The organism is Acinetobacter sp. GG23 (genome assembly GCF_057766365.1).
Genome location: NZ_JBYMDJ010000005.1, coordinates 104,488 through 130,975, shown reverse-complemented (window position 1 = coordinate 130,975; position 26,488 = coordinate 104,488). Strand labels below are relative to the sequence as shown.

General features: G+C 39.3%; 20 protein-coding genes and 3 pseudogenes. 2 read left to right on the top strand and 21 right to left on the bottom strand.

Features of this window, described 5'->3' with window-relative positions; genetic code table 11:
* Positions 1-24 precede the first annotated feature (24 nt).
* The 13 genes and pseudogenes from AC3CAU_RS10140 to AC3CAU_RS10080 all read right to left on the bottom strand — a co-directional run.
* A pseudogene (locus AC3CAU_RS10140) lies at positions 25-2,370 on the bottom strand (FdhF/YdeP family oxidoreductase); the annotation flags it as partial.
* A gap of 161 nt (positions 2,371-2,531) precedes the next feature.
* Complete coding sequence (gene fdhA / locus AC3CAU_RS10135) at positions 2,532-3,725, bottom strand: formaldehyde dehydrogenase, glutathione-independent (protein WP_131218421.1); 1,194 nt, start codon at positions 3,723-3,725, stop codon at positions 2,532-2,534.
* 134 nt (positions 3,726-3,859) lie between these two features.
* Complete coding sequence (locus AC3CAU_RS10130; RefSeq protein ID WP_131218423.1) at positions 3,860-4,804, bottom strand: PDR/VanB family oxidoreductase; 945 nt, start codon at positions 4,802-4,804, stop codon at positions 3,860-3,862.
* A gap of 135 nt (positions 4,805-4,939) precedes the next feature.
* Positions 4,940-5,983, bottom strand: a complete 1,044-nt coding sequence (locus AC3CAU_RS10125) for a 2,5-dihydroxypyridine 5,6-dioxygenase (RefSeq protein WP_131218425.1) — start codon at positions 5,981-5,983, stop codon at positions 4,940-4,942.
* A 464-nt stretch (positions 5,984-6,447) separates the two neighbouring features.
* Positions 6,448-7,146: a nitroreductase gene (locus AC3CAU_RS10120; protein ID WP_205755869.1), complete on the bottom strand. Its 699-nt coding sequence runs from the start codon at positions 7,144-7,146 to the stop codon at positions 6,448-6,450.
* Between the two features lie 83 nt (positions 7,147-7,229).
* Positions 7,230-7,865, bottom strand: a complete 636-nt coding sequence (locus AC3CAU_RS10115) for an N-carbamoylsarcosine amidohydrolase (protein ID WP_131218428.1) — start codon at positions 7,863-7,865, stop codon at positions 7,230-7,232.
* Positions 7,866-7,887: 22 nt separating this feature from the next.
* Positions 7,888-8,640, bottom strand: a complete 753-nt coding sequence (locus tag AC3CAU_RS10110) for a maleate cis-trans isomerase family protein (RefSeq protein ID WP_131218430.1) — start codon at positions 8,638-8,640, stop codon at positions 7,888-7,890.
* A gap of 11 nt (positions 8,641-8,651) precedes the next feature.
* Complete coding sequence (locus tag AC3CAU_RS10105; protein WP_131218432.1) at positions 8,652-9,461, bottom strand: alpha/beta fold hydrolase; 810 nt, start codon at positions 9,459-9,461, stop codon at positions 8,652-8,654.
* Positions 9,458-10,606: an FAD-dependent oxidoreductase gene (locus AC3CAU_RS10100; RefSeq protein ID WP_131218434.1), complete on the bottom strand. Its 1,149-nt coding sequence runs from the start codon at positions 10,604-10,606 to the stop codon at positions 9,458-9,460. The genes AC3CAU_RS10105 and AC3CAU_RS10100 overlap by 4 nt, the downstream gene beginning before the upstream one ends.
* A gap of 635 nt (positions 10,607-11,241) precedes the next feature.
* The gene (locus AC3CAU_RS10095; protein WP_131218436.1) at positions 11,242-11,931 is read right to left on the bottom strand and encodes a cysteine hydrolase family protein; all 690 of its coding nucleotides are present in this window, start codon (positions 11,929-11,931) and stop codon (positions 11,242-11,244) included.
* A 16-nt stretch (positions 11,932-11,947) separates the two neighbouring features.
* Positions 11,948-13,408, bottom strand: coding sequence for a purine-cytosine permease family protein (locus AC3CAU_RS10090; RefSeq protein ID WP_131218438.1), 1,461 nt, complete (start codon positions 13,406-13,408; stop codon positions 11,948-11,950).
* Between the two features lie 17 nt (positions 13,409-13,425).
* On the bottom strand, positions 13,426-14,238 hold the full coding sequence (locus AC3CAU_RS10085; RefSeq protein WP_131218440.1) for a hypothetical protein: 813 nt from the start codon (positions 14,236-14,238) through the stop codon (positions 13,426-13,428).
* A gap of 1,113 nt (positions 14,239-15,351) precedes the next feature.
* Positions 15,352-15,774, bottom strand: coding sequence for a MarR family winged helix-turn-helix transcriptional regulator (locus tag AC3CAU_RS10080; RefSeq protein WP_131218594.1), 423 nt, complete (start codon positions 15,772-15,774; stop codon positions 15,352-15,354).
* 167 nt (positions 15,775-15,941) lie between these two features.
* Between AC3CAU_RS10080 and AC3CAU_RS10075 the strand changes: the two are divergent.
* Positions 15,942-16,646: pseudogene (locus tag AC3CAU_RS10075) on the top strand (IS6 family transposase).
* 397 nt (positions 16,647-17,043) lie between these two features.
* Here the strand turns inward: AC3CAU_RS10075 and AC3CAU_RS10070 are convergent.
* The 3 genes from AC3CAU_RS10070 to AC3CAU_RS10060 form a co-directional block, all read right to left on the bottom strand.
* Positions 17,044-17,301: a hypothetical protein gene (locus AC3CAU_RS10070; RefSeq protein ID WP_424621583.1), complete on the bottom strand. Its 258-nt coding sequence runs from the start codon at positions 17,299-17,301 to the stop codon at positions 17,044-17,046.
* A 376-nt stretch (positions 17,302-17,677) separates the two neighbouring features.
* Entirely contained in the window at positions 17,678-18,277 is a 600-nt protein-coding gene (locus AC3CAU_RS10065) for a hypothetical protein (RefSeq protein ID WP_447054467.1), read from the bottom strand.
* A 144-nt stretch (positions 18,278-18,421) separates the two neighbouring features.
* A complete protein-coding gene (locus tag AC3CAU_RS10060) occupies positions 18,422-18,886 on the bottom strand; it encodes a MarR family winged helix-turn-helix transcriptional regulator (protein ID WP_447054466.1) in 465 nt (154 codons plus the stop codon).
* A gap of 739 nt (positions 18,887-19,625) precedes the next feature.
* Between AC3CAU_RS10060 and AC3CAU_RS10055 the strand changes: the two are divergent.
* Positions 19,626-20,080, top strand: a pseudogene (locus AC3CAU_RS10055) (type 2 periplasmic-binding domain-containing protein); the annotation flags it as partial.
* A gap of 207 nt (positions 20,081-20,287) precedes the next feature.
* On the opposite strand, the gene AC3CAU_RS10050 reads toward AC3CAU_RS10055, so the two are convergent.
* The 5 genes from AC3CAU_RS10050 to AC3CAU_RS10030 all read right to left on the bottom strand — a co-directional run bounded on the left by AC3CAU_RS10050 (position 20,288) and on the right by AC3CAU_RS10030 (position 26,429).
* Positions 20,288-21,640, bottom strand: a complete 1,353-nt coding sequence (locus AC3CAU_RS10050; protein WP_131217978.1) for an MFS transporter — start codon at positions 21,638-21,640, stop codon at positions 20,288-20,290.
* 66 nt (positions 21,641-21,706) lie between these two features.
* Positions 21,707-22,774 (bottom strand): enoyl-CoA hydratase/isomerase family protein, encoded by a 1,068-nt coding sequence (locus tag AC3CAU_RS10045; RefSeq protein ID WP_447054465.1) that lies wholly within the window; start codon positions 22,772-22,774, stop codon positions 21,707-21,709.
* A 28-nt stretch (positions 22,775-22,802) separates the two neighbouring features.
* Positions 22,803-23,573: an enoyl-CoA hydratase gene (locus AC3CAU_RS10040; protein WP_131217976.1), complete on the bottom strand. Its 771-nt coding sequence runs from the start codon at positions 23,571-23,573 to the stop codon at positions 22,803-22,805.
* A 19-nt stretch (positions 23,574-23,592) separates the two neighbouring features.
* Positions 23,593-24,720: an acyl-CoA dehydrogenase family protein gene (locus tag AC3CAU_RS10035; RefSeq protein ID WP_131217975.1), complete on the bottom strand. Its 1,128-nt coding sequence runs from the start codon at positions 24,718-24,720 to the stop codon at positions 23,593-23,595.
* 59 nt (positions 24,721-24,779) lie between these two features.
* Entirely contained in the window at positions 24,780-26,429 is a 1,650-nt protein-coding gene (locus AC3CAU_RS10030; RefSeq protein WP_447054464.1) for an AMP-binding protein, read from the bottom strand.
* Positions 26,430-26,488 lie beyond the last annotated feature (59 nt).

Below are 26,488 nucleotides of genomic sequence, written 5' to 3'. Positions count from 1 at the left end.
TTCAGCCATATCTACCTGCTTTACAGGAATCAGAATCACCGGAACATTTTTAGATGCCGGAATTTTTGCCCTTTTGTCATGACTGCTCAAAGCCACCAATGGATTGGTTTCAGGATAATATGCGCCTAAACAGCCACGTGGAATGTCATACGGTACAATTCTAAATTGGTGAACCACCCGCTTTACACCATCCGAATAAATACTTTCAATATCGACATATTGTTCAGCAGCAAAACCGGCCTCGCAAATATCGGTCTCATTCATAAATAAAACCCGGCGTAACCCAAACACGCCACGATATCGATCATCCAAACCATATAAGGTGGTATTGTATTGGTCATGCGAGCGCATGGTCATGAGGGTATAAACTTTTTGGCTTTTATATTGTGCTGTAAAACGATGTTCATCGTCTGCATATACATCCTCTAATGAGCTCATCATAAATTCAGCTTTTTGACTTGGTGTGCGCCACTCATGCCGATTTGCTGGATGGGCCAAGTTAAAACCACCTGGCTGATAAACTTTCAAATTAAAATCATGAAAATCTTCAAAAACATCTGCAATTGCATTACGAATACGATCATAACTTTCAATATACCAGCGCCATTGAATCGTGCTGTTTGTCAAGACTTGCTCTGCTAGGCGCGCAACAATATCAGGCTCAGATAAGAGATGCTCGGAAGCAGGCTCATTTCTACCAGCCGATAAATGTACATTACTCATCGAGTCTTCTACGGAAATAGATTGTGGTCCGTGTTTCTGCAGGTCGACTTCTGTTCTCCCCAGACAAGGTAAAATTAAGGCATCTTGCCCACACACCAAATGACTGCGATTTAATTTAGTCGCGACATGCGCCGTTAGCTCGCATTGTCTTAAGGCAAAATGTGTATATAAAGTATCGGGGGTTGCTTCCGAAAAATTCCCCCCCATCGCAAAAAATACCCGAATCTGCTTTTCAGCCATTGCCTTGATCGTGTCTACCACACCTAAACCATGCTTTCTTGGCGTTTGCATTGAAAATACGCGATCTAAATTATCAAGTAACTTTTCAGAAGGATGCTCATTGATGCCCATGGTACGGTCACCTTGCACATTGCTGTGCCCTCGAACAGGACAAGCACCCGCACCTGGGCGACCAATATGCCCACGGCATAACAGCAAATTACTCAACATATGAATATTGGCAACGCCATGACGATGTTGCGTCATACCCATGCCCCAACAGAAAATAACCCGTTCCGCCTCACTAAACATGGTCGCCAGTTGCTTCAATTCTTGAGCTGACAATCCTGTTTGCTGATGAATATCAGCCCATGAAGTGCGCGCAACTTCTGCTAAGACTGTTTCGAAACCTATACTCTGTTTTTGAATAAAGTTCTGGTCAAAAAGAGAAGCTTGACCCTTTAATTTACGCTCACTCTCCCATTCGTATAAATGCTTCATCATGCCGACCAGAAGGGCATAATCTCCACCAATTTTTGGCTGAAAATAATTGCGACTAATTGGAGTACTACCATTGGTCAGCATTTCCAATTTATCCTGTGGATCTTGAAAACGCTGCAACCCTCGTTCTTTTAACGGATTGATCGAAATAATATTGGCGCCACGGCGTGATGCTGCTCGTAACGTGCTCAACATGCGTGGATGGTTGGTTCCCGGATTTTGACCAAAAATAAAAATTGCATCCGCCAATTCAAAATCGTCGAGTGAAACTGTACCTTTGCCTACTCCAATGGTATCCGTCAGACCATAACTGGTGGCTTCATGACACATGTTGGAACAGTCAGGAAAATTGTTGGTGCCAAAACTGCGAATAAACAGCTGATATAAAAACGCAGCTTCATTACTGGTACGACCAGAGGTATAAAAAGCTGCTTCATCTGGATGGTTCAAAGCATGTAATTTTTCTGCGATTAATTTAAATGCATTATCCCAACTGATTGGAACATAATGATCTGTCGCTGCGTCATAACGCATCGGCTCGGTCAAACGACCTTGTAACTCAAGAAAATAATCACTCTGTTGCGATAACCAAGTAACGCTGTGCTGAGCAAAAAAATCAGCATTGACCCGTTTACTGGTGGCTTCAAAAGCAATGGCTTTTGCACCATTTTCACAAAAATTAAAAGCGTGGCTGTTTTTCTGTTCAGGCCAAGCACAACCGGGACAATCAAAACCAGTTGGCTGATTGGCATTGAGTAAAGTAATCGCGCCTTTTTTAACAATTTCCTGCTTTTTTAAATTACGTGCAACACTTAATAATGCTCCCCAGCCTCCTGCAGCATGATGATACGGTTCAATTTTTCCAAAAGTTTTATTCTGAACCAGATTATCTATTTTGGTCGTATCTTGTTCCATATCAACATCCATTTAATATTTCAATACACTCGGTGTAGTAATCCTTAAATTACTATACAATCGATTCAGTTCACTATGCATATTTTAGTTTTACATGATTCAATCTATACATGATGTTCCCCTTATAAGCGATTCCGCTTTATTCAAGGAAAATCTGTATCTTTTCAGCCATGCTAACTAAAACTTTTATGCGGATCTATCACAAACTTCTTCGGTACGCCCAAATCAAACTCACTATAGCCACGCGGTGCATCCTTTAAACCAATGACCTCCACACCTACAATTCTGGCGATGTCTAAACGTCCCCACATAATGGCTTGCATTAATTGGCGATTATATTTCATTACAGGTGCTTGACCCGTATGGAAAGAGTGCGATTTAGCCCAACCCAAACCAAAACGGATACTTAAACTGCCATTTTTGGCAGCCTGATCCACCGCACCCGGATCTTCGGTCACATAAAGACCAGGAATACCAATTTGTCCCGCCACACGTGTCACTTGCATTAAAGAATTTAGAACAATTGCAGGTGCTTCTTCTTGCACACCGGCATGGCCATGTCCACGTGCTTCAAAACCCACGGCATCAATTGCACAATCCACTTCTGGCTCTTTTAAAATATCTGCAATCTGTTCATGCAAAGGCGTTTCTTTCGATAAGTCTACCACTTCAAAACCTTGAGCTTTGGCATGCGCAATACGTGCGGGATTAATATCCCCAACAATAACCACGGCTGCACCTAAAAGGCGTGCTGAGGCAGCGGCAGCCAGCCCGACTGGCCCTGCACCCGCAACATATACGGTACTACCCGGTTTTACGCCAGCGGTGACTGCACCGTGATATCCTGTGGGTAAAATATCTGACAAACAGGTTAAATCTCGAATTTTTTCCATCGCTCTGTCGCGTTCTGGTAATTTCAATAAATTGAAATCGGCATAAGGCACCATGACAAATTCAGATTGTCCACCGACCCAGTCGCCCATATCGACATAACCGTATGCCCCACCGGCACGAGCAGGATTAACAGTTAAACAGACGCCTGTATTTTGTTCTTTACAGGATCGGCAACGCCCACAAGCCACATTAAAAGGAACCGAAACCAAGTCACCGATTGCTAAATTTTGGACATCGCGACCTTTTTCAATCACTTCACCCGTAATTTCATGCCCTAAAACCAAACCCACTTGTGCCGTTGTACGACCACGTACCATATGCTGATCGGAACCACAAATATTGGTTGAAATGACCTTTAAGATCACCGCATGTTCTATTTTTTTACCTCGTGGATCATGCATTTTAGGATAGCCAATTTTCTGGATATCCACCTTCCCTGCACCGACATAAACCACACCTCTATTATCAAACATAACTACTCCTTAGTTTTTCGATTCAATCGATCCAGCAGGATCTTTTTTACATGCACTCTAATGATGACGCTCAGATCCTGTCTTTCATCACCCATTTAGATTTAAATTTCTAAACCAAAAAAATGGATGACAACTTAAACTTCAATAATTAATTTTTTAGTTTTTGCACGCGAACAACAGGGTAAAAATTGTGTATTTAAGGCTTTTTCTGCCTCTGATAAATACATATCCCGATGGTCTGGTTCACCCTGCACCACTTTGGTGACACAGGTTCCACAAATGCCCTGCTCACATGAAACGGGAATAAAAATATTATGGTCTTCCAAAACTTGAATGACCGTTAAGCCTTTAGGAACCACAAACTGCTGTCCTGTAGCATTAATTTCCACAATAAATTCTTCATCATTCCCCGTTTCAACATTCACCCCGACAAAATGTTCTTTGTGTATTTGCGTATCACTCCATTCGTATTTTTTTGCTGACTGAATAACGAAATCCATGAAACCATTTGGACCACATACATATAAATGTTTATTTTCATCGGGTTGATCCAACAAAAGGTTCATTTGTACTTTAGTGTCCGGATCATCATCCAAATGAAAATAAACATGGTTTTGAAATTTAGTTTCAAGCTCTTTTGCAAAAGCTAAAGCTTCATAATTTCTGGAAAAATAATGCAATTCAAAGTCAATATTTTTTGCTTTTAATTCATGCGCCATCGCATAAATGGGAGTAATCCCGATTCCACCTGCAAATAAAATTGCTTTTTGGGTTGCAGGTAAAATAGGAAATAAATTACGTGGTTCACTAATGGTAATGGTTTTTCCCACATGAAAACTTTCATGAATAAATTTTGAACCACCCCGTGAATTGCTATCATTTAATACGCCAATCACATAACGATCTGACTCAGTACTACAATTTGCGAGTGAATATTGACGAATTAAACCGTTGTCCAAATACAAATCAATATGTGAACCGGCTGTAAATTCAGGCAAGTTTGAACCATTTTTTGCAACCAACTCAAAACCCAAAATTTGTGCAGTTAATGGGATGACTTCTTTAATTAAAACTTCCATTTTTATCACTCCAAATAGTGCTCTTTACTATTTATTCCTCGATGCAGTTCAATTTTCCTTAATCAAGACTGCCATCGTATTACTGAGTTTTGACCGAAAAAACCAAGGTGTTTTTATCACCTGAGTTTGAGTCAGTTACATGCCTTCTAATTGCAAAGATTTGCCGTTTTCGACCACCATGATGTCATCCAATTTCACTGTGCAATTACGCAAAGGAATATCCATATGACACGGAGTTTTACGGCTACCACCGACTTCAGTATTTGGACCTGTTGAAAATAAAAAGTTTCCATCAAATGCACGTGCATCCATACACATACCATCATTTTTGTCATGCAAACCCATCGCTGTCCACTGCGCACGTGGCTGTAAGCCCCAACCGATATGTGAAATACCGTATGCTTCAGGGTCTTTAAAATACTTCATATAATCACGAAGATATTCAGCTTCAAAACCACCATGAATTTTAGTAATAAAGCCTTTGTTAATCTCCAACGTGACTTTTTCACGCACATACATTTTGAACGGTAAAAGAATATCGCCCACATCTAAAACCAGTGTTCCTTCTGCACTGTTTTCATTTGGCCATGTAAATAAGAAGCCACTTGGCCAATGGTCCCAACGGCCCGGTTCATCGGCAAAGCCATATTCTGTCACGGCTGGATATTGTCCTAATGGTGCATAAAAATCTGTACCTGCTGTCGAAGTCACATGCATCGATTTGGCTTTTTTCAGGAACTTTTCTGCGGCCATAACGCGCTGTTTATCTTCAAGCGTTGGCAACATACGTGCTAATACTTCTGGTGGTTCAACAGCCAAAATAATTCTTGTGCCAGTTTTTAAAATTTGTTCTTGTTCTGGCGAATGAAGCAACATCATCGTATCGATGATCAAATCGGCTGCTTCTAAAGCACGTTGTGCAGCCAAATTTCCAGTGAGTGCAGTATCTCCACAATAGGCTGTCATATCATTTCCCATCGCAATCGGATGATTAAATGAAGGCAACTCAAGAATAAAAACTTTTGCTTTTAAACGTAATGCAGCATCCATTGCCGCTTTCACTGTACGCTCATCTGAATAATGACTTTTTAGAATCGCGACCGTTTGTGTTTCATCTACTTTTGACAGTTTTAAAACTTGTTCGAAATTTTGAGTGAATTCACTGTTATTAATTGGCATTTCTCTTCCCTCTTGCCCGATCCAGCACCTATCTAACGCTTAGAATAATACTTAATTAAAAGTGTATACACTATAAATAAACCTATTTTACCTATTTATCAACTGTTTTTATTTATTTTATATATTCGATTATTTCATTTAATTTCATTATATTATTCAAATTTAAAAATCATAAATACAAAAACCAATAAAAGCGTATAAACTTAAATTGATGAAATTAAAACCATTCTTATTGCATATTAGGGAAGGATAAAATAAAAGATTTTTTGATTGCAATAGCGATGACGCTGTTGATGACACAGTTTTTAGATATAGCAAAACAATAATTTATTTCTGCAAAGTGATTCTTTTTATTTAAATATCTCAATGAAAATCAAAACTGATCTATTTCAGAGTAGCTTTCAAGTAGCAAATATCCTATTTGCTCCGCGGCCACGTGTCTAACCTAGTCTTAAAAATTTCTTTTAATCTAGAAACACGGCAAAATCTTGTACAGGAATACGCGGCGTATAATATTCATTAATAATATGCTGAGGATCAGCATAACCGAGTGCCATACCACAAATTAATTGTTCATCTGGTTCCGCCCCCAAAAGCGGTAAAATCACTTTATGATAATCATTCCAAGCCGCTTGTGGACAACTGTCAAAACCATAACCTTTTGCCACAAGCATAAAAGTTTGCATAAACATAGCAATTGCCATTTTTGCACTGGCATGCAAGTTTTCATGAGCCGTAAAAAAAATCCCCACAGGGGCGCCAAAAAATTCAAAATTTCTCAACAAATGCGCCTGCATTTTTTGTTTTTCATGTTTTTGAATATCAAGTAAATTATACAATCCCCAGCCATTGGCACGGCGCCGCGATAAATAGGGTTCGAACCATTGTTTAGGATAATATTGAAAAGCAGCTTCGTACCAGCCTTTCTGTTCAGGATTTTCACTAACTGCTATCACTGCCTGTTTAACAGCGTTCTGGATTTCAATTTTTTTATTCCCCTGTACCACATAAACTTTCCAAGGTTGAATATTTGTTCCAGAGGGTGAGCGTGAGGCAAGCTGCAACATCTCTTGAAGTTCATGTTGCGAAATAGCCTGATTGGTAAAAGCACGTATAGATTGGCGCGACTTAACAAGTGCTGAAATCATTTGTTTTGTAGCCATCATACAACCTCCCCCATCATCATAAATAGATCTATCTCGAGTCAGTCACACGCTCAATGTCATGTGACGAACTCAAAATAAGCTTAGTTATTTAATATATAGTCAATAAATTCTTGCTTCAACACCACATCACCATATTTACTATCAATATCAAATAAATTGGCTTCGTGAGGTGCCTGATGACGATCGCCTACACATTCACGAATCACAATTGTTCTAAAACCATGTTGTACAGCATCCACCGCCGATGCCCGAATACAACCACTGGTTGAACAACCCACCAACACCACGGTATCCACTTGTTCAGCCGCTAAAATAGACGCTAAAGTTGTACCAAAAAATGCACTGGCATAGTTCTTGGTTAGCACTAGCTCTGTGGCTAAGGGCTTCACTTCATCACAAAACTCAGCAGCAGGATTGCCCTCCACCATGGCACGCATCACTGGAGATTTTCGTACCCACATTCCACCATCTTTTTGATCGGCTAAATGATAGCGAATGTTGGTATGAATCACCAAAACATCATGTTGACGTGCTAGCTCCAAAATTTCAGTGGTGTTATTCACAGCATCAATAACATCTGGTGCATATAAAGGCTGCCCTTCGGTGATATAGCCTTTCATAAAATCAATCAGAATTAATGCAGGCTTTTTTCCAAAGCCAATGCGATTACCCCACACCCCTTTATAATTATCTACAGCAGATGATTCCTGTGACATTCGTTCCACCTTCTCAATCAGCTTAATACGCGCCAGACAGTAATGCACCTGCGCCCGGCACAATTGGCTCTAAGTCAAGTGCTTTTAACATGCTATAAGTAGTTGCAATCGAAGCTGAAATCACAGGCTTTCCTGTCAAGGCTTCTACTTTAGGAACAGCAGGCAACGATCGCATTTGTACACAAGCCGACAACACCACCACATCTGCATCTTGATAATTTAACTTACTGACAATGTCAGGCAAATTCGCTGGATCGTGTGCTGCAACTTGAATATTATCGGCAATTTCTAAAGCAATATAATCAATCACTTCAAAACCTTCGTTACGAATATAATCCACGACAAGCTCAGTCAGTGGTTTCATATAAGGTGTCACCACAGTGACTTTTTTTGCACCCATGACTTTTAACGCATCAACAAGCGCGCCAGCACTGGTCACGACTTGTGCCGCAGCATCATTATCTACAGTGACTTGCGTTAAACGTTTTTCGGACTCACGGTGATACCCCAAGCCCATTGACATAATCGCCACCAAACAGGCATAACCCAATACATCCACACGCGCATCTGACAACTCTAAAGCACAGCGATCAGACTGCGTATCCATTGCAGCCAGTTCTTCTTTTTTGACATGTTTCATTCTCATACGACTAGAGTGAAACGTAAATCGTTCAGGGCGAATTAATTGACGTGCCTGAAGCATCGCTGGAATTTCGGTTTCCATGGTTGTATTTGAACTTGGAACAATCTGACCAATTTTATAAACTTTATCCATAATCCTTTTCCTTAATTGAATTTTTGACCTAAATACTCGCCCAAAACAGTAAAGAAGCCTTCAAAGTCATCCCACGGGATCATATGGCCTGCCTGAGGTACATGTTTAACGTCAATATTTTGATTTAACTGCTGAATTTCCTGTTCATCTTCAAGCAAAATTACTCCACCTTTGCCTGCCACCATTAAAAGTGTGGGCACTTGAATGTGCGGAATATACTGATGAATGTCATAACTATGAAACTCATCAAATGCTTGTGTAATTGCAGGTAAATAACAGGTATGCAACCATTCAGCACGAAGTTGTAATTGTTCTTCTGACCAAGTCGGACAAAACACTTTCATGTCTTCACTGCTCATTCCCTGAATAGCTTGTTGAATTGAATCAACATACCAAGGTAATTTGCTTGGATAAGCACGTCTCTTGGGTCCAGATACTGGAGGGTCTATCAGGAATAATTGCTTAAGACCTTGACTCGAAAGCGCATTGGCGCGAATTGCAAAACGCGCGCCCATAGAGTGTCCCATCACTGAGTATTCTGTAAGACCAAGTTGCTGTACAAAGCTCACAATATCCTGCGCGCATACATCTGTTCCGTAATCGTGTTCAGGTCCTGACGATGAAAGACCGCGACCACGCACATCCAAGACATAGGTATCAAAATGCTGAGCCAAACGTTCAGCTACAAATTCCCATGTAATGGCTGGACTGGTAATACCTGGGATTAAGATAAGCGGATGCCCCTTACCGCCATAACGTAAATAATGAATTCGAACTCCATTCACATTTACGTTTTGCCCATACAGGAAAGCTGCATTCATGCGACTTCTCCAGCCAATTGAACAATTGGTGTCGTTAAAGCATCATAGGCATATACCCAAGATGGATCTTCAGGTTGTTTCAAGAAGGTATTGGCATTCGAAACTGCCTGCACTTGAGTGGCACGGTCTTTACGATTTAATTCATACAATTTAAAAGCTGTCGTATAATCATCCAAACCGGTCTGCAACAGGCAACGTGTCAACATTGCAGCATCTTCAATCGCCATGCCTGCACCTTGCGCCATATGCGGTTTCATCGGATGACATGCATCACCCAGTAGAACAAAACGACCTTCACTCCATACCGGTAATGGATTACGGTTATTCAGCGGCCAAATAGTAATATTTTCACTGGCTTCAATCATCGCTTGAATACAAGGATGGAATCCTTGAAAAGCTTCATACATCGCTTCATGACTACTTTCTAAAAAAGAACGTCCTTGTGTATCTAATGGGGGATGCGGCACACCCGTTACATAATAATATTCATCCCGTTCTTTAGTAGTGTAATACGCCATCATGTGACGATCTTGATGCCACCATTTCACACAATCATCTAAATCATATTCAGCTTGTAGTTTCTTAAGCTTGTCACCTTTAATGAGCGCGCGATGCCCTACCCAACCACTATATAAAGGTGCTTCTTCACCTAACAATAACTCACGAATTTTTGAGTTAATGCCATCAGCCCCAATGACAATGTCAACCGTTGCAGCTGTTCCATCAGCGAATGTTAATTCAACTCGGTCGTTATGTTGAACAGCACTCTCTAATTTTTTCCCATAATGCAGCTTGCTTTGGTCCAGGCTTGAAACTTGCAGTGCATGCATATCCCCACGATGCACAGTAATGTAAGTTGCGCCATAACCCCGGACATTGGCTTGCGCAATAATTTCACCGGTACTGCCATCACGACTGGTCCAGGCATCTGGATCACAACCGAGATCTTCCAATGCTTGTTCCAAGCCCATTTCTCTGAAAATTTTAACAATATTTGGCCCTACATGGATCCCTGCTCCAATACGTGAAAACTCTGGAGCTTGCTCATAAACATCAACATCGAAGCCTGCACGTTGCAATAGTCGGCCTGCTGCTGCACCGCCTAAACCTGCACCAATAATCGCAATTTTTTTTGATTCATTCATTTTCCATTCCTTGTTTTATAGCGCCTCACTTAGCTGTATATAGATATACGATATTTTAAAATTAAAGTCTATACACTTTAATTATTTTTATTCAAAATGCCTTATTTAATTCTCAAAATATTGATTTAAATAAAATTTTAATTATTATAAGAAATATAAAAAATATAATAAAAGTGTAGACACTTATAAATAATTTTATTTGGGTGTCGAAGCACTCGATTTTCCATTTATATTAAACGCTGTTAAACAGGCTAAAGCGGTGCCAACCTTAGCAACAACCTATTTTTTGAATAGATCCTCACTTTCCGATTGTGATGCAAGCCTAAATAAGCAATCACTCTTCAATTCGAGAATTTAAACTGGAAAGAGAGAACTCCTCAAAAGCAAATTTGATGAAGATATTTTGTAAGATTCCAGCGTGAAAAACGGTTTCTTGCAGATAAATTTAAGTTGAAGCGGAATAGTGGTTTGATTCATCTGGATTGCTCATAAACAAGGATGAAATCAGGATTTATCTATAGAGTCTTATTTAAAGTAAAAATATGGATCAAAACAGGCAGCTAAACAATCAAAAAAAGACTCAATATTTTTATACTGAGTCTTTTTTTACACTAGGCTATAAAGATTAAAATCAACTAAGCGGCTTTTTCTCCAAAAATCAAGCCTACTGTTTGCTGAGTGGTTCTTATATCCGCAAATAATGCTGCAAGTGAATTAATAGAAGTATTATGTTCATAATCACTCAGCGCCGCATTTGCATCGCAGATAAAAATAACTCGAAAACCCAACTGTTGTGCATCACGTGCAGTGGCCTCACAACAACAATTCGTTAAAGTTCCAGATATTAAAACAGTATCTATACCTTTTTCTTTAAGAATCTCTAATGCATTCGAAGACCCTTGGGTAAAAGGACTAAATCTTGTTTTATCAACGATTAGATCGTGCGCTTGAATATCCAGTTCTGCGTACAAGTTATGCAGGTGACTGTCTTTAGAAAATGCTTCAACTTGTGCTTTAGAAAAATTTTCAGCTTGAAAATTTTCAAAGTAAACCGACCATTCACTTGCAGTGGTGGTGGTAAATCTTAAAAAAATATTTAGCCCGCCATTTTCTCTTAGTGCATGAGTAATGGCATTAATATTTTTAACCACACTTCGTGCTGTTGGCACTTCCAGCAAAGTTCCTTCCAACATAAAACCATTTTGCATATCCACAATCAAATGTGCTGTTTTGCTCGGATTAATTTCATTAAAAGCAAACTCCCGACCACCTTTCAACTTGGTGTATCTAGCACGTATTTCAGGGGCAATCATTGTATTATGCATATTTAACTCTCCATATTTATGCTTTTACTTTATTGATGAGCAATCGTTTGTCATCTTGATCAATAAAATAAGTCCGTCCCTTTGTAATATAGGCCAGAGTAACATGAACTACAAATGCTACAACAAAGCCAACATAAGCGGACATCCCACTGATTACAGGATTATCATTGAGAACCCAGATCAAGGAAGCCGTTACTGTTCCAGTGAGCAACGCACACACGCCTACCGGATTAATACGACGGATTTTATCTGTACGAAACTCTAACGGCCCAGTCACAATTTTGAGTAATCCACGCACAATCACAATATCAGCAACTACGCAGGCCAACCATGAAAGTAAGAAAATACCGGTCCATTCTAAGAATGTGTAAAGATTTCCTAGAACATCAAGCCACATTAAAGTAATGGTCATCATTGTAACGGCAACAATCCAAAATCTACGGCCTAAAATCTTGGCTCCTAAGGCCTCCGAACCTGAAGCATAGGCCACCGAGCTGACATGAATATTGGTCAAGTTGACGCGAATTTGAGAAACCCATGCCAATGCAACCCCCGGAATTAACCCAATTAAGCCGATGAAATAAATAGATGGATCGATACTTTTGGTAATTAAAGAAAAATAAATACCTAACGGAATTGCACCAAAAAACAATAAAGCATAGGGTAAAACGACACTGATAAATGCTTTGCGCTTAAACTCACTGGAACGGACAAAACGATTATAGTCAGAGGCTTCAAATGGGTTAATTCCAATGGTTCCAGCCAAAGCCGAGAGTACAACAATGACCCCTATTACACCACCCACTGCACCTTCAGGCATCGCAGAGAACATTCCTGCTGGCATCCCACCATTGTGTTGATAACCTGAAATAATGGCCCAAATCAGTAAAATGACATAAACCGGCACGGTCCAAGTCAAAATTTTAGTCATTGAGCTAATCCCATTCCAAGCCATCGGCACAAACATAGTCGCTACAACGATATACCAAACCTGATTGGGTAAGTCCCAAATTTGATCAATAGAACGAGCCAGGATCTGTCCTTCTGCACCGGCATAAATAACAAATGTGCCTGCATAAATTAAAGTGGTAAATACAGAACCGACAGAGCCAAAACCGCAACTACGGGTAATTAATTCAGCGGTTAAGCCTTCTCTTGATGCTACCCGTGCAACAATTAAATTTAAAACAGTCAGTAAAGTAAAAGAAATCGCCAAAGCAATCCAAGTCGATAAAGCCCCACTTTTATTTAAAAACAGCCCTCCGACTAAAACAAAGAAGAAAGCCGTTACAAAACCCACTAACACACTTAGAATAGCGCCCGCTCCACGCTTGGCGTGATCAGGCACTCGAGATCGTGCATAATCATCATGCTCCATTTCGGGAGTCTCATCCAATGCAATGCGATTTTTTAGGTCCGTCCCTTCATCGGACTCGACATCATACTTTAATTTTAAATTATTTCTATTAATAGTCATATGCTTACCTTAATTTATTAGAATTTAAATTGCGAAATCAGCATTGGTACATTTCCTTTTGACCCATGAGTTGCATCTAGCTGTTCATCATTTCCGTACATATTTCGCCAATATTCATAAGCAGGCCCTATTTTGATATTGGTATCCCCAATATCAAATAAGTAGCTCACCCGGAATAGCGTTTCAGTTTTTGTTTTATTACCAAATCCATCATTTCCTTTTGGACCGATCATATTAATAAATCCGCCAAAACTCCCAGGGCCATACGGTACATTCCATGCACTCAAAACTGCCCAAGTGGTATCAAATTCAACTTTTTTCCCTATAATACCGTTATGATTATTCTCTTTATAAGCTGCAATACCTACATTCCAGAACCCAGTTTTTATAGGTACGGGCATAGTCAAACCTAGATAATATTTTCTAGGTCTAGAGGCAAAAGTGGTATTTTTTGAACCATAATCGACACGACCAAAAACAGCCAACGAATTTAAGGTATTATCCTCAGATTTCAGCTGAGGGATTGATGAAAGTAGGAACGTTCTTTGATAAAAGCCATAAATTTCTTGAGCAGCATCATCACTATTTGCCGCTAAATCTTTTTTATCTGAAATCAAATTATCAACTGTAAAAAAGTTCGTTCCATATTTATCTCCACTGGCATGCGTGAAATTAAAAATGGTTTTGGTAATATCCTTACCAACACCGGCTTCAGAAAACTTTGTTCCATAACGAACCGAGATTGAATTGTCATTCCAAGTGCTTGCAATACCAGAAGCAGGTATCATCAGCGTGCTTCCAAGCAAAATAAAAATTCCACTTAATTTCATAAATTTCTCACTTTTAAATGTTAAAAAACATAGTTCCTTGTGAAATAAATTTAAATTGAATTAATAACTTATTTTTAAAAAATAAGAATCCATCCAATTTTTCTAAAAATATTTTCCCCACTAAAATAACCATTTGATTCAAGCAACAAGGCCGCCCCTCATTCAATTCAGGACTGGGTTAAGCCCAAATTTCTTGCCTGATCTATATTTGCAAATGCCAATTTCAGCTTTACCTCACTGAGCAATTAAAACTGGAAATTTTGAACTAGGATTTTCTTCTTAATTACCCCAGCTTTCCTATGCAGTTCTTTACTCTTCTTTGTTCTAAGCCTCACGGCTACGTTGCAGTTTTGAATCAATATTAACCACTCAAACTATAAGGTACACACTTAATTATAAAAAAACAAATGTTATATTAAAAATATTTAATAAATTTATTAATTAATATTTTTCAATATCTTAATTTAAAAAAATCGTTCATTTTCAAGTATAGAAAATACTTTGAATTTATATTTTTTTAAGTTTATACACTTATATAGTTCATTTTCTTAAAAAGAAGAAATTGTTTTATCAGAAAATATAATATTTTTATCTTATTGAAAATCGATTGCTTTTTATTCAATTTGTTTTTGCTGTACCTATAAAACAATTTAAAAAGTGCATCACTTTTCTTTTACACATAAAGTGAAGATAGGATTATAAAAGAGCGAATTTTTGATGAGAAAAAATTCCAGGTTATAGTTCCTACACTACAACCTAAAAAATCAACACAGAATAAAATGATTGAGAGGCTTACATAAATTGGATTAAAAATAGAGGATCATTCAAATAAATATAAATTAAATTACTGATCATTTTTTACACAAACAAAATTTAAGCAATACGGCAGGCTTAAAACCACGATTGTTTAAATTGGCATAAGAGATGATATTTTGAAAATTTAATTTTAAAGTTAGAAAAAATTGATTTTTATCATTAATTTAAATAACAAATTCAAACCAACAAAATAACTTAAGTCATTTACGTAAATTGATTGTTTCATTCATCTTAAAAATTAGACGATAAAAACCAAAAAAATGGTTTAGAAAATAAATTAAAAAGAGTTCTTTTTCATTAAGTAATTTTTTTCAAAGTATGTAATAAAGCTAAGGCTTCTGCTGGATTTAAAGGCTCAAGCGTTTTTTCGGAAATACTTCTGGCATTCTCCAACCTATCTGCTAAAACTTTTCGCCCTTCATCAGTCATGCTAATCTTGACCTTACGCTTATCTTGTTGATCTTGATATTGACTCAATAAATTTCTTTTAATCAGCCTTTCCACAATACCTCGAATGGTAGCCTGATCAATTGCAGTATGTTCTACCAATTCTTTTTGTGAACATTTTTCAAATAGATTAACCGTATACAATACGGAAAACTGAACCGCAGTAAGCTGAGAATCTCCTATATGATGTTGAAATATAGACAAATGTCTTTGATAGGCTTTCCGAAGTAAGTAACCAATTTGGTCTTCCAAATTATAATTTTTTGAATCCACTACATTTACCCACTAAATTTGCTCTATAGCATATTACATTGTATACCTTATAAATTTCTACAAGATTATTAATTCTTCATTTTGCAACTTTCAATGAACTTGCAGGGCCCTGTTGCAAATAACGACTAATGTTAAGCTAGATTATCTTTTAGCTAAAGGATCAGCAGATAAATGCTTTCCATGGTCGTCATTTTCAGGGTGAAATCATTCTTTGGGCCGTCCGTTGGTATTGTAAATATGACATAAGTTATCGTGAACTTCAGGAAATGCTCGCTGAACGTGGAGTGAATGTTGATCACACTATAATTTATCGCTGGGTTCAGCGTTATGCTCCTGAAATGGAAAAATGTTTACGCTGTTATTGGCGTAACCCTACAGATCTGAGCGCATGGCATATTGATGAAACTTATGTAAAAGTAAATGGGCGATGGGCTTCTCTGTATCGCGCAGTTGACCAACGTGGCCACACTCTTGATTTCTATCTTTCTGCTAAACGAAATACCTATTAAGCTTATTGTTTTCTTGGTAAGAGTTTGAATCATTTCAAAAAATGGAAGATTCCAAGAGTCATAAACACTGACAAGGCTCCTACCTATGGCCGTGCTTTGTCGCGCTTAAAACAGCAAGGAAAGTGTCCTGAAGACCTTGAGCATCGACAGATTAAATACAAGAATAACATGATTGAATGTGATCATGGCAAGCTCAAACGGATCATCAAGGCTACGTTGGGATTCAAGTCTATGAAAACGGCTTATGCCACAATTAAAGGTATTGAGGTCATGCGTGCCTTGCGTAAAGGACAAGCTTCATTATTTTATAACGGTAATTTTCTAGAAGAAGTGTGGCTAGTAAATAGAGTTTTTGGAATTTAAACCTGATTAACCAAGCAAACTACAATTCAATTTCCTATTTGCAACAGTGCCAAAAAAAACCAGTCAGCGGATATTCATACCAAGGAGTGACATCATGTCGAAGCAAGTTAAAATCTTGAAAAAGAAGATCAAAGCACGTCTTGAAAAGATTTCAAAACACAAAAACAAGTTAAATAAGCTTACAAAGCAGCTTAAAAAACAGAAGTAATAGCGAGGATGAGCCTCACTAGCAAGTAAAAAAACTGAATTTTCTCACAGGAAATTCAGTTTTTTTCATTAATTATTGTCTAACTTTTGAGGGGCAGATCAGGCTGGGTATTTCTTATTGCCTCTAGTTTTAAATCAGACAGGGAGGTGCGTCAAAAATACGAATTAAAGTCCCTGCAAGGCCCTAAATCTATACCAGTTCGGAAATGATCTCTATCAACACTGCATCTGCTTGCGAGGTATTTCTGACAGCAGAAATTTCATTTTTAACTTTAGTAAGAGATTTCCCTGTTTCTTTAAAAGAAAAAACGGTTTTATTTCCTGTAAGAATTAGAGGGGTAAGATTCGAAACTTCGCCTATTTTTAAGAATAGCTCTGCCACTCTGACTTGATGGGCATAAATGGATCGTAACTTTTGGGTAATTTCTAGAGCAAGATGTTTATTCATAAATATAACCATTAAATTTATTAGACTTTTGAACATTTTAATTCTTGTAAATCTAATCTTAACAGAACTAGTCTAAATGAGTAAAATTTGTGCGATAATGCACTTAAAAAACTGCTTATTGCTCATAGCGCAAGGATTTCAGCTTTAAACAGGATAGAGTTCATAAATTTAGAGATATTACAGAAATATGAAAGTTCAATTCTGTTCACTTTAGAAGAAGTTCCAAAAATAATAGATCGTACCAAAGCTGCAAGGCATGACAGGAGCTATACCAAGCGAACCAATACGAAAAACCCGGGCGGAATACCGGGTTTTTTTATTACCAAAATTAATTTTGTATAATCCAGATTATATTAATTTTAAATAATATATAAAATTAAATACTTTCCAAAATTTTTACAATTGCTTCACGTAAATTAGGCTGTTTTTTACGGCTATTTAAATTAGCTTTAAACGTTTCTAAGTTAATTTGGCTTAAATCCAGTTTCATTATTGATTCTTCTAGCTTACTTTTTATTATATGAGATTTCTTTAAAGAATCCTCAAGTTCGTTGACTGATTTATTATTAACTTCTATACCTAGTTTGGCTGTATGAATGGCACTCTGTAGAGCCACATCTTTAAAAGATAGTTCAATACAATGATCTTGAATTCGAACTAGGTTATGGCCCACCAAAAAAGAAATTTTAGTGTCTGAGGTACTTATTGGAGACAATTTAATAAAGTTATTACTTTTTTTGTAAGTCTTATTTTTTTCAGTGTCAATTTTAGAATTCCAACCTTTGATGGCCAAAAAATTATCAAGATCAATAAAAACTAAACTATGTATCGATTTTTCAATATTACTAGCTAAACTATTTAGATTGGCATTAATATTAAATAACTCATTTTTCAATTGATTTCTACGTGCTTCATTACTATTAAGCGGATGTGATTTAGTCATAAATGGTAGTAAATGTTCTTCTAAAGCATTCATTTAAAATAGCCTCATTAGTTAATATAAAGTTTGATTAGTAATAATTGTATATTTTCTATACTTCAACAAAGTTTTCCTAAATTAAAGAAGTATTCATAGCTTTCTAACATTAAATCAAGAAGAAAACTTTTAATTAAATTTTTATTAACCGGCTAAATTTCTGAAAATATGTTTCAGGCTTTCTAACATTTTTTCAATTTTTAGCGGTGTCAATCCTGCAAAAGATTTTTCTAGAATGATAAGACTGATATCGTTAATTTTTTGCGTCATTTGTTGTCCTTTATCGGTTAATACAACTCGTGTAATTCGACCATCATTTTCACAACAATAAGTATCAACCAACCCTTCCTTTTTTAAACGGTAAATAATTTTTGTGGTAGTGGACATCTTACAAATAGTTATGTCAGATAAATCAGATATACTGGCGTGAGGTTTGGATTTTAAAGCCAGTAAAAGACGACGACTAGAATTATTTAAACCATATTTTTTTAAAGCGTGATCAAAATTCTGCCTATATTGAGAATGTACTTGAGTGATCCAATGATATGGAGAGTTTTCTAAGTTAAAATCTGCTGCTGCAGACAAAAACTTATTATATTTTCTTGACACAACCGCTACTCCATAACCAATCGCTTTTTAAAAAATTATGTAATTTATTCAGTAATCTATTAAATTCCTAAGAGGACTTATTGTGCCCCCAAATCCTGTATAAAGTTAATTTTCTAATTTCTCATTCGCTTCTATAAGCCTGTTTTATAATGAAAAATTAGAAAGCTAAATTTTCACTGGAGTTAAAATTTGTGTTTATTTATTGTTTTTATGTAAGTGAATTAAACACTTTAAAGGGTAAATGATCTATTACCAAAAATGCCAATTTACTCAATAATTTTTTTTAAAATACCTTCCATTTACCATTATTTAATGCTTTAAAAAAAACTCTGAAATTTAGTTTTACTTTATTAAAATGAGATTCAGTTAAAAAATAAATTTTATTTATAATATATAATTATATATAAGTTATTGTATATTATAAATATTAATTAAAGATTAAAATTCATATTATAAAAATCTAATCCTTAAAAATAGATGATAAATCATATATTTTTAAGGTAAAAGAGTAGACATTTTATATAGACCAGCCCGATATAATTACTTTTAACTGAGCTTTTCTTACTGAGCCTTAATCTTGCTGTCCAAATTTTCAGTTAGGCTCATCAATCCAATACCATAACCTTGGGAAATCATGCCTAAAATATTGAAGGCTTCAAAACCCGATATAATTACGTTTACTGACCACGTAAATTATCCTGATGTAGCAACAGATTCTTGATAAGTTTAGATTCAAATTATGACAGATATCAGTCATCTGGTTTTATTGCCAAAACTCGTCGGTTATCTACGTTAAAATGCACCCTATATTCGTCTCAGCATCGTGCCAATTGAGATCAGTACACCTGCATTAATGGCAGAAGGGGGAAATCATCTTAATATTGGTTTTCTGCTTCAATTAGAAGCAGGTTTTTATCAGCCAACCCTTTTTCGACAGGAATATACCGTGATTGCCAGTCCCCCATCCACGGCTATTAGGGACTACTCTTATACACCGATGCAATTGCAACGATTCCAGTTTATTTGAGTAAATTCCTGGAAGCTCGAGGTGAGATTAAAGTTTTGGCTTCTCCCTATTCTTTTCCCGGATATAGCGTGAAGCAACATTGGCATGCTCGCTGCCCTAATAATCCAAATAATCAATGGCTCCGGAAAATCTGTTTGGAATTATTTTCAGAATTTTGCGAAAAATAGCTCAGTTTAATAAGGGGTGCTGAAAAAATGCTGGCGCTATAAATTTTTTAAAATCTAATCCCAAAAGATGCAATATAAACACCTGATCTTAAATTAGGCCTCATCCAGATATTCTGATCTTGGAAATATCTCCTGTTCCCAAGACCAGAAAATAATGCTTTATTTCACTGTTCGTTTATTTAACTGATTAAATTCTATTTATGGATATTAAGGACGGGATAAATCTGTTTCTGTTGGATTTTTTACCATTACTTGAGATGCTTGAAGATTCAATTTGTCACTCTTCATAAAAAATGTACAAAAGATCGCAAAGATCGCCATACCCATAATGTAATTGATAATCAAATGAGGACTGCCCTCACCTACACTTAAAAGCTTAGTTGCAATTAGGGGAGCTAACCCTCCACCAATGACTCCAGCAAATTGCACAGAAATTGAAATGCCGCTATATCGAATTTCGGTCGGGAATTGTCGGGCGAATAACTGGGATTGTGGTGCATACATCAGCGGGAAAACCACACCAATGCCTAATACGATTGCAGTCCAGACCAATAGTGGATCTTTGGTATCCAACATACTGAAAAATGGATAGCAATAAAGTGAAAGTATCACCAGACCAAACATAAACATGTTTCTTTGACCCACCTTATCGGACAGGTGCCCAAATAAAGGCGTCATAATCATGATCAAGCCACCACCGCAAATAGTTGCAAATAAAATGTCCTGACGGGGAATCCCCAGTTTTGTAGTGGTATAGGCGAGTGCAAAGGTGGAAGCAATATAGAACCATGCATTCTCAGCAGCACGTGCAAAAATAATGGTTAAAAGCTCTCGAGGATGATTTTTGAAAACTTGCAAAGCCGGAACTTTAATTTCTTGTGCCTGGTCTTTAACTTTTTCAAAATCTGGGGATTCAGGTACTTTGACCCGTATATACCAGCCCACCCCTAAAAGTACAATGCTTGCAAGGAATGGAATTCGCCACCCCCAACTAAATAGGCTGGCTTCTGGCAACATAGACACTAGCCCCAGAGCGATCGATGCCAGCATCAGCCCGCCACCCGCACTTGCCTGAGGTAAACTGCCCCAAAATCCTTTGCCTCCTTCGGGTGCATGTTCAACTGCCATTAAAACAGCACCACCCCATTCTCCTCCCATGGCCATACCCTGTATAAAGCGCAGTATGACCAGACAGACCGTAGCCCAATAGCCAATACTTTCATAAGTCGGCAATAAACCAATGAGAACGGTGGGGATACCCATCATAATTAGAGTCGTCAATAACATGGCTTTACGGCCAATTTTGTCTCCAAAATGACCAAACACAATTCCGCCCAAAGGCCGGCCAATAAATCCCACTGCATAAGTCGCAAATGCAGCCATTACACCCATCAAGGGATCGAGGTTAGGAAAGAAGAGTTTATTGAAAATTAGTGCGGCAGCTGCACCATAAATAAAAAAATCGTACCATTCAATGGTGGTGCCCACCATACTGGATATACCAGCCAAACGGTGGGAAGACTTTTTGGCTTGAGACTGTGATTGTTGTACGGGTTGCATATATCCCTCTTGTATTTTTGAGCAGTGTCATCCGTGACCCACTTCGTTATTTAAAATAAATTCCGATTATTTATAACAAAGCGAATCTATCCGTTGCTTAGTCCAGACCGGCCAGAGCTTTTCCAGCGTTTTTTCAAATTCTGCATTCTCGGTTCGCCACTGTGGGTTCTTGTCTTTATCAATAATCAGCGCACGAACCCCCTCAATAAAATCGCCCTGCTCTAACCAGACGTCCTGTAAGTCGCGTTCAAGCTGCATGCATTTTTCCAGCGATAGGTTTTGCCCCACCTGCTGTAACTTCAAACTGGTTTGTTTCGCCATGACCGGACGTTGTTGCAAGGTGGCCAAGGTTGTGTCTGCCCAAGCTTGATTGGCAACCTCCTTTTCATGCGCCAGACTGTGTTCAATTTCATCCAGATTTTGATAAGCAAAATGCTGGTTAATCAAGTCTGCACGTTTTTGTAATTCGCTTTCTGCCGGATCGGTGATAAAAGTGCTGATAATATTTCTGATTTCAATATTGGTTAAAATAGGTGCATCAGCTAAGCTAGCCTGTAATTCAGCAAAACGTTCACTTGGGACATGATAATCGACCAGATCCAAATGAAGCGCATCACTGCTGCTGATCTGCTCACCGGTCAATGCCATATAGACACCGACTTCATCCAGTCGGGACAAAAAATAGGTCGCTCCAACATCCGGGAAAAATCCAATCGCAGTTTCGGGCATGGCAAAACGTGATTTTTCACTGGCAACCTTGATATGACAGGCCTGAGCCAATCCAAAGCCTCCACCCAGTACATAGCCATCCATCATCACGATCACGGCCTTTGGAAAATTACGCAAGGTGCTCAGCATCTTATATTCAGTGGCAAAAAAATCCTGATATTGGGTATTGCCGGCCTGATAGCTGTCATACAGATAGCGGATATCTCCTCCAGCACAGAACGCCTTGGGACTGTTGGAATTAATCAAGATGGCTTGCACTTCTGGCTCATGGCGCCACTGATCGAGTTGCGCCTGAATGCCTTGGATCATCGGCAGGGTTAAGGCATTTAAATGGCTGGTGCGGTCCAGGCTGATGATGCCCAGACCTCCTGTGACCCGAATCGCTAAATTATTTTCATCACTCATTCTTTTTGTTCCTATCATGAATTTCTTATTAATGGGTAAATTTGGCTGGGCGTTTTTCCACAAAGGCCAGCATGCCTTCCTTTTGATCGGAACCTGCAAAAATGGAATGGAACACCCGGCGTTCAAAGCGCAGGCCTTCAGCCAGGCTCACTTCAAAGGCCCGATTAATTGATTCTTTAATCATCATCACGGCAGTAAGCGACTTTTCAGCAATTTTTTCGGCAGCTTGCAGGGTTTGCTCCAGTAATTCTTCCTTAGCAAATACCCGAGCCACCAAACCATTTTGTTCCGCTTCCTGCGCCCCCATCTGCCGTGCAGTCAGGCACATTTCCATGGCTTTGGCCTTACCAATCGCCAAGGTTAAACGCTGGGTACCACCAATGCCGGGTAACACGCCTAAGGTCACTTCAGGTAGACCAAATTTTGCATTATCAGCGCAGTAAATAAAGTCGCACATCAATGCCAGCTCACAACCACCACCCAAGGCATAGCCACTCACTGCGGCAATTAAAGGTTTACGGCGCTGAGCAATTCGATCGGCCAGACTGAAAAAATCATCCAGATAGATTTGTGGAAAATTCAGATCGGCCATTTCTTTAATATCGGCACCGGCAGCAAAAGCTTTTTCCGAACCGGTAATCACAATACAGCCAATTGCCGGATCTTTTTCCAGCTGATCCAGTGCCTGATTCATTTCAACAATCAGCTGGTTATTCAGTGCATTTAATGCTTGCGGACGGTTTAAAGTAATCACCCCGACGCCGTTACGTTGTTCTAATAAAATCATTTGCCACTGCATGAAATAAGTCCTTTTAAAATTAGAGGCTGCGTGCAATCACCAGGCGCTGAATATCACTGGTGCCTTCATAAATCTGACAAATACGCGCATCGCGATAAATCCGTTCAATCGGGAAATCTTTGAGATAACCGTAGCCGCCAAAAATCTGCAGTGCTTTGGAACAGACGCGTTCCGCCATTTCCGAAGCAAAGAGCTTGGCCATAGAGGCTTCGGTTAAACAGGCTTCACCGGCTTCTTTTTTGCGTGCTGCAAAATGCACCAGTTGTCGTGCCGCTTCAATTTCAGTCGCCATACTGGCCAGCCTGAAGGAAATTGCCTGCTGTTCAAAAATCGGTTTACCAAAGGCCACACGATCATGCGCATATTTGGTGGCTTCTTCTAAAGCAGCCCGTGCCAGCCCCACCGCTTGTGCGGCAATGCCGATCCGCCCACCTTCCAGATTGGCTAGGGCAATTTTTAAACCTTCGCCTTCTGCACCAAGTCTTAAACTTTCATGAATGCGGACATCGGTTAAGGCAATCTGACAGGTATCCGAAGCATGCAGGCCCAGTTTTTCTTCCACCCGGATCACTTCATAACCGAGCGTATCGCGCGGCACTAAAAATGCACTCATACCTTTTTTGCCCGCGCCTGGATCAGTCACGGCAAACACAATAATCATCCCGGCATTATGTCCAGAGGTAATGAACTGTTTGGCGCCATTCAGAATGTAGTGATCGCCGTCCTTGACCGCCCGAGTTTTAATCGCGGCAGCATCCGATCCGGTATGCGGTTCGGTTAAAGCAAAGGCACCAATCATTTCACCTTGCGCTAAAGGCTTTAAAAATTGCTGCTTTTGTTGTTCAGTGCCGAACTTGAAAATCGGCACACAACCCACCGAGTTATGTACGCTCATAATCGCGGATGTTGCACCATCGGCCGCGGCGACTTCTTCTAAGGCCAGAACATAAGCCAGCGTGCCTGTGCCCGAGCCGCCCCATTCCTCGGGAATCAGCATGCCGAGAAAACCCAGCTCTCCCATTTGGGCCAAGGCCTGTTTAGGAAAGATACCTTTTTGATCCCACTCGCCGGCAAAGGGTTTAATCTGTTCCTGGGCGAAGCTTTTGGCCATATCCTGAATTAGTTTTTGCTCTTCCGTTAATTGCATCGATGCTTCCTTCAATCTCTTTATTTAATCTTCTTATTCAATCTGTTGAATTTATTGAGTTATGCAGTTTTGGATTGCTGCTTGTTGATTTCCTGATTCCGGAGTAAAAAACGTTGAATTTTACCGCTTGGGGTTTTCGGCAATTCGGTCACGAATTCAATCAGGCGCGGATAGGCATGTGCAGACAAACGCTTTTTCACAAATTGACCCAGCTCTTCTTCCAGATGGGTCGAAGCTGCAAAATTATTCGCCAGAATCACAAAGGCTTTAATCACTTCAGTACGCTCGGGGTCAGGTACACCAATCACCGCAGCTTCAATCACGGCATCATGTTCCAGCAAGGCACTTTCTACATCAAATGGGCCGACCCGATAGCCTGACGTTGTAATGACATCGTCACTGCGTCCGACAAAACTCATACTGCCATCAGTATGAATTTCCGCGGTATCACCGGTTAAATAGTAGTGGCCGACAAAGGGAGATTTACGGCTTTCTTCATAGCCAGAGAACCACATCATCGGTGACTGACTGATATCGACCGCCAGGATGCCCGGGACGTCAGCCGTTAATTCATGCCCCTGTTCATCGACAACGGCAATCCGGTAACCCGGGCTGGCAAAGCCTGCCGAACCTGAACGGACCGGATGTTCCAGAGCATGATGATTGCACACCACCATCCCGACTTCAGTTTGGCCATAGTGGTCATAAATAGGTGCATCAAGGACGTCTTTAAACCAGCGGATCACTTCCGGATTTAATGGTTCTCCGGCACTACTAACCACGCGTAATTTACCGCGCAGTTTTGCCATTTGAGCAGGGTCAGCTGCCATCATCATGCGGTAAGCGGTCGGTGCACCAGCCAGATTGGTAATGCCATATTCCTTAACAATTTCGCAGACACTTTCCGCATTAAAACCACCTTCATAAAATAAGGTCGAGTGTCCAAGCATTAAGGGGCCAGTAATCGCGTAATACAAACCGTAGGCCCAGCCGGGATCGGCAATATTCCAGAAAGCATCTTCAGGAGTCAGACCAATGGCATTTTGCATATAGCTTGCAAAAGCAATCAGCGCTTTTAACGGGACTTTAAGTGGTTTCGCTGGTCCAGTGGTGCCCGAGGTAAACATCAATAAAAATGGATCATCAACATTCAGGATCTCCAGCTCACAAGCTTCAGCCTGACGGTTTAATACCGTCCAGAAGCTGAGGTCGTGCGGATAGTGTTCTGCCTGGGTTTCGGCATGTACCGTCACAATCGTCGGGCAGTTGCTAATCTCGGATAATTTGTCCCGATTCGCCAGATCAGTCACCACCAGCTTGCTTTGCGCCAGCTGAATGCGATGCTCGATGGCTTTGGGACCAAAGGCCGTAAATAAAGGTTGATAGACTGCACCAATGCGCCAAGTTGCCAAAATGGTAATGATCAGCTCTGGGGTACGCGGTAATAATCCGGAAACACGATCACCTTTACCAATGCCTTGAGACTTAAGAAAATTGGCAAACTGGCTAGAATATTTTTTGAGCTCGGCAAAGCTATATTGTTCTTTACGGCCATCTTTACCATGCCAGTACAAGGCAATGGCATCGGAATTGGCATGACGGTCACAACATTCATAACAGGCATTCACTGCCTGTATGGAACCGGAGAGATACTGGCTTGCAATCGTATTTAAATCAAAGTCTTGAACCGTTGTTTGATAATCTAACATGTTAAACCTCAGCCTGAATTTATCGTTATTACTGACAAGGTGTAATTATTGAAGCGAAT